Source organism: Halomonas sp. BC04, assembly GCF_000568385.1.
Genome location: NZ_AZQX01000175.1, coordinates 1 through 5,425, shown reverse-complemented (window position 1 = coordinate 5,425; position 5,425 = coordinate 1). Strand labels below are relative to the sequence as shown.

General features: G+C 62.0%; 6 protein-coding genes. 2 read left to right on the top strand and 4 right to left on the bottom strand.

Annotation, left to right across the window (positions count from 1 at the left end; genetic code table 11):
* Positions 1-36: 36 nt before the first annotated feature.
* On the bottom strand, positions 37-375 hold the full coding sequence (locus Q427_RS12335) for a 4a-hydroxytetrahydrobiopterin dehydratase (protein WP_043514252.1): 339 nt from the start codon (positions 373-375) through the stop codon (positions 37-39).
* Positions 376-500: 125 nt separating this feature from the next.
* Between Q427_RS12335 and Q427_RS12330 the strand changes: the two genes are divergently transcribed.
* Positions 501-1,115 (top strand): hypothetical protein, encoded by a 615-nt coding sequence (locus Q427_RS12330; protein WP_043514250.1) that lies wholly within the window; start codon positions 501-503, stop codon positions 1,113-1,115.
* An 8-nt stretch (positions 1,116-1,123) separates the two neighbouring features.
* On the opposite strand, the gene Q427_RS12325 is transcribed toward Q427_RS12330, so the two are convergent.
* Together Q427_RS12325 and cfa are read right to left on the bottom strand one after the other, a co-directional pair.
* Positions 1,124-2,032 carry a GGDEF domain-containing protein gene (locus Q427_RS12325; RefSeq protein WP_043514248.1) on the bottom strand — a complete coding sequence of 303 codons (909 nt, stop codon included), beginning with the start codon at positions 2,030-2,032 and terminating at the stop codon, positions 1,124-1,126.
* Positions 2,033-2,251: 219 nt separating this feature from the next.
* Positions 2,252-3,403 (bottom strand): cyclopropane fatty acyl phospholipid synthase, encoded by a 1,152-nt coding sequence (gene cfa, locus Q427_RS12320; RefSeq protein WP_043514247.1) that lies wholly within the window; start codon positions 3,401-3,403, stop codon positions 2,252-2,254.
* Between the two features lie 166 nt (positions 3,404-3,569).
* Here cfa and pyrF point away from each other — a divergent pair, with 166 nt between their 5' ends.
* A complete protein-coding gene (pyrF, locus tag Q427_RS12315; RefSeq protein ID WP_043514245.1) occupies positions 3,570-4,268 on the top strand; it encodes an orotidine-5'-phosphate decarboxylase in 699 nt (232 codons plus the stop codon).
* A gap of 15 nt (positions 4,269-4,283) precedes the next feature.
* Here the strand turns inward: pyrF and lapB are convergent.
* A partial coding sequence (gene lapB / locus Q427_RS12310) for a lipopolysaccharide assembly protein LapB (protein ID WP_051496323.1) occupies positions 4,284-5,425 on the bottom strand: 1,142 nt, incomplete at its 5' end.

The following is a 5,425-nucleotide window of genomic DNA, read 5'->3' as shown; positions in this document are numbered from 1 at the left end:
TGGCATCCCCGGGACCCGCTCAATATGTTCGAACATTTAATTCGCTACCTCGTCGGTTCTGGCGGCAAGTATGAAGTCGTTGCGGTGCAGGCCTTGAATCTTGTGTGACCACCAGGTCACGGTAACCTTTCCCCATTCGGTCAGCAGGGCCGGGTGGTGACCGGCCGCCTCGGCGATCTCGCCGACACGGTTGGTAAAGGCCAGCGCCTGCCGAAAGTCGGAGAAGGTAAAGACCCGCTCAAGCTGCATGATGCCATTGCGCTCGAGGATCTGCCACTCGGGAACCTCCGGCTTGAACAATAGTATCTCTGCGTCACTGACGGTTGGTGCATTGCGACGGCAGGCCTCGCAAGGCTGCCGAGAGAGCCGGGTCATGGCATCCTCCTGGGGAAGTGTCGGGGACGTCTATCACTTTCGGGCGGTACGGATACCCTGTCAATCAATCAGGGCGCCTGGCTTGAAGGTCTATGCTGGGAGTGCATGCTTCAAGGGAGTGCGCCATGCCCCGTCTCGCTGACCAACTGCCACTCTGGCTCAAACTCCTCTTTTCGGTCTGGATCCTGTTCTGGGCGCCGGCCTATGCCGTCATGCTGGGTGCCCAGAACTACTTCTGGCTATGCAACCTGGCCAGTTTCCTGATCCTGACCGGACTATGGACGGAGAACCGGCTGCTGCTCTCCATGCAGTGGCTGGCCGTGCTGTTGGTCGGGCTCTTCTGGGGGTTTGACGTAGGGGTAGCCTGGCTGACCGGGTTCCATCCGATCGGCGGCACCGAGTATATGTTCGACCCGGAGCACCCCCCGTTGGCGCGCGTGCTGTCGCTCTACCATCTGGTGCTGCCCTTCGTGGCGGGCCTTGCCGTTCTTCGGCTCGGATACGAAAGCCGTGCCCTGGTGTGGCAGACGCTGCTCACCTGGCTGGTGATTCCACTGACCTACGTGTTCACCGATGCCGAGCGAAACATCAACTGGGTCCATGGCCCCTTCGGCATGCAGCAGGAGATGCTTGCTCCGTTTGCCTACCTGGCAATATTGATGCTGGGATGGCCACTGGTGCTGTATCTACCGGTGCATGGCCTGATGCGTTATCTCCAGCGGCGTGGGAAGGTACGTTGAGGCCGGCGTCAGCTCACGACACGGTTGCGGCCCTGATGCTTGGCCGCATACAGGCAGCGATCGGCACGTTCGATGAGGACGTCCCGAGGCTCGCCTGGCCGGTATTCGGCCAGGCCAATGCTTGCGGTGACCTGTCCGGGCTCGATGCCAAAGGCGTGTTCGCCAATACGCTGTTGAAGCCGCTTGGCAAGGGGGCGGCTACGGACGAGTGGAGTGGCCGGCAGGATCACGGCGAACTCCTCGCCACCGAGTCGAGCGATGGTGTCTTCCTCGCGCAATACCGCTCGGCAGAGGCGGGCCAGTTCCACCAGCACCTGATCGCCCTGGAGGTGTCCCCAGGTGTCGTTGACGCGCTTGAAGTGGTCGAGATCGATCAGCATCAGTGACAGGGGTGAGCCATGCCGGTTGCATCTCGATATCTCCTGGTCGAGTGTTGCCATCAGCTTGCGGCGGTTGGCCAGGCCGGTGAGGTCATCGGTATCCGATAGCCGACGCAGTCGGGCCTCCTCCGCCATCTGCTCGGTGATATCGATCATCAGGCCATGCCAGAGTACGCCCGTCCGGGCATCCTCCGGCTGCGCGCGCAGCGCAACCCAACGGGGGCGGCCAGGGGCCAGTCGGATGCGGAATTTCGTCGCGATGGGCACGCGCCAGCGAGCCGATCGTTCGATGGCGGCCATCAGCTTCGGATAGTCGTCGTCATCGAGCCGGTCGAGCATGTGTCGTGCGTCCTGGCTCATTGCATCACGGTCGATGCCAGGTAGGCCGGTGCCGCTTCCGGCCAGGTAGGGGAAGTGCATGTGGCCATCCAGGCCACGATGAAACTGGAAGATGATGCCGGGCAGCCGTTCGGTAAACTCACGAACCTTGCCAGGCATCTCCAGCCCCCCACCCGTCATGGCGTTCTCTTCGGTCATGCGGGCGTCCTTTAGTCCCTGCTGCGTGCAGGCCTGTCGCTTTTGTCATGTCTAGTGCGGCTCAATGCGAGACGAGATCCGATGCGTGGGCAGTACCGTCATCACCGGCCGATTCATTGGCGAGTCGCTAATATACATTGTAACTGAGCGTAAAACATCTGGCTGTTGTTGTAGGAAATTGCCGACAGTGGTTGTAGGTATATTCATTCGCAGCCTGGCTCATCGTGGAGCGTCATAGCGAGAGGCACGGTTGTGGGAGAAGACGACTTGCCATAGCTGGAGATCCCTGGCGCGGAATGCACCAGCGCAAACAGAAAGATAGTAACGGAACATGCGGTGCGTGCGTTCGCTGTAGCGCTCGGCAAGCTCTGGCCAGTGGTGCTCGAGGTTCTGGAGCCAGGCCATCAGCGTCGTATCGTAGTCGGGCCCGAAATTCTGCCAGTCCTCCATCAGCAGCAGGTCTTCGCTGGCATCTGCCACCTGCCTGGCAGAGGGAAGGACGCCATTGGGGAAGATATAGCGATCGATCCAGGGGTCGACGGTGATATAGGAGCTGTTCGAGCCAATGGTATGGAGCAGGAAGAGTCCACCATCCGCCAGCACCCTCGTGACGGTTTCGAAGTAGGCGCGATAGTTTCTGTGCCCCACGTGCTCAAACATGCCGATGGAAACGATGCGGTCATAGCATCCCTGGATATCGCGGTAATCCGCGAGATGAATCTCGACAGGTAGACCCGAGCAGCACTGCTGAGCCAAGTCAGCCTGTTCCCGGGAAATGGTGATCCCGGTGACGGAGACGCCGTAGTGCTTGGCGGCATGCTTGGCAAAGCTTCCCCAGCCACAGCCGATGTCGAGTACCCGCATGCCGGGTTGCAGTTCGAGCTTGCGACAGGCGAGCTCCAGTTTGGCCAGCTGTGCTTCGTGCAGGGTTTCGGCTTCCTTCCAGTAGCCACAGGAGTAGCACATGGTGGGGTCGAGGATGCTTTCGAAGAGGTCGTTGCCCAGGTCGTAGTGGGCTTCTCCGACCATGTAGGCTCGCGCCTTGCTTTGAAGATTGATCAGACCGGCCTGGAGGCGATACATCAGTCGGTCAGAGGGTGGCCGGGCACGCTCACCGAGACCGTGCTGTAGCAGGCGCTGGGCCAGTTTGTCGAGGCGCTCACACTCCCACCAGCCATCCATGTAGGACTCGCCAAGGCCCAGCGAGCCCTGTCGGAGTATTCTGGAGCAGAAGTCGGGATGATAGATCTTCGGGTCCCACGGAGCATCGCCGTTCAAGGTGATGTCGGAGCCTTCCAGCAGCGATTCGAGGACTCGCCGGGCACGGTTATCGGGTAGGTTGATGGGGCCGATTCGAGGGTTGCTGGTCATGGTTTCCTCCCGGTCCAGCAGGCAAGGGCTGGGGTAAGGCCGCCGGCCCTGCTGCTGTGTCTTTTTTCTCCTTGGCCTTGAGCATAGCCCAGGCGATGGGGAACGGTTAGTCGAAGGGCTGATATACTCCCTGCAACCGACCAAGATGCCGACTGGAGCCCTCATCGTGTCTAGTGATTCGCCGCTGATCATCGCCCTGGATCAACCTTCCCTTGATGCCGCCCTTTGCCTGGCTGACCGGCTCGACCCGACTCGCTGTCGGGTCAAGGTGGGCAAGGAGCTGTTTACCCGTAGTGGCCCGGATGTGGTCGAGGCACTGCATGGGCGAGGCTTCCAGGTCTTTCTGGATCTCAAGTTCCACGATATTCCCAATACCGTGGCAGGTGCCGTTCAGGCGGCTGCCGAGCAGGGGGTCTGGATGGTCAATGTCCATGCCGGGGGCGGGCGGCGAATGATGGAGGCCGCCCGGGAGCGACTCGAGCGTCATGGGCTGGCCACGCATCTGATTGCGGTCACGGTATTGACCAGCATGGAAACGGCGGATCTACAGGAGGTGGGCGTCACGGGGGCGCCTGTGGAACAGGTCGAGCGACTGGCGCGGCTGGCCATGGATAGCGGCATGGACGGCGTGGTCTGCTCGGCTCAGGAGTCGGCTCGGTTGCGCGAGCTCTGTGGCGACAGCTTCCTCAAGGTCACGCCCGGCATTCGGCCGAGCTTCGCCACAGCGGATGATCAACGTCGAATCATGACGCCGCGCGAGGCCATGGCGGCAGGCAGCACTCACTTGGTCATAGGTCGGCCCGTGAGCCGGGCGGACGATCCCATGGCAGCACTGGAAGCCATCGAGCAGGAGCTGTTGGCCTGATCCCAGGCTGTCGGATCACTCTCCCTCGATGCCTGTAATCGGTCGGGTCGTCCCCCAGCTGCGGCAGCGTGGGCACTGCCAATGCAGCGGTTCGCCGGCGAAGCCACAGCGACCGCAGCGGTGGCGCGGTCGTGCCAGCAGCAGGGTGTGGGTGTGCTGCTTGAGCAGTTGGATACGGCTATCGGGTGCGCCCCGCTCATGCTGCTGGTGCTGGTAGAGATCGAGCAGATAGTCGAGTCCACCGAGGCTCGGCGACTGGTTGAGCCGTTCGCTGACCAGGTCGATGGCGGCCTGGTTGCCCTGGCGTCTTCTCAGTGTCTCGGCCAGCCTGATGATCAGGCTGGTGAAGTGGGCACGCTCCAGCAGGCCTTCCAGCCGGGCAACCAGCCCTTCTTCGTCACCCAGCATCTGATAGGCGTGGTGCAGGGGTTCCAGTACCGTGGGAATGAAATCCAGATCCTGATCGGGAATGCGCATCAGGAAACGAATGGCGTCCCGGTACTGGCCGGTATCCTGAGCCATGGCCGCCAGCAGCAGATTGGCACGAACGCATCTTGCGTCGACCGAGAGTGCCTGTCGCAAATGCTTACGGGCCAGGCCGGGGCTGGCGGAGTGGCGCTCCTGGTCGGCCAGCTCGCAGAGCCAGTGGGCGGCGGCGCGACGGATATCGTCATGCTGGCGGGTCAGTGTGGGATGCGCCACGTCGAAGGCGGCCTGCCACTCGCCCTCGCGATCGAAGAGGTCGGCCAGCAGGCGTTTGGCAGCATGGCGAACCTCGTCGCGACTGGATTCTCGAATCAGCTGCTGCAGCAGGCGTTCGGCCCGGTCGAGCAGGCCCAGGTTGAGAAAGTCGCGGGCCAGCTCGAGCTGGACCTGATCGCTCTGTGCGGCCGTGAGCGTGGGTCTGGCCAGCAGATTCTGGTGTATCTTGACGGCACGATCGGCTTCGCCCCGGGTGCGGAACAGGTTGCCCAGGGTGATATGGGTATCGATCGTTTCGCTGTTGACTTCGAGTGCACCGACAAACGTCTCGATGGCGCGATCCGGCTCCTCGTTGAGCAGGTAATTCAGGCCAACGAAGTAATCCCGTGACAGTGACGCCGGCGCTTCGTCATCGCGGGAGCCCCGCCGTTCACGGCGGCCAAGCCACCAGCCGA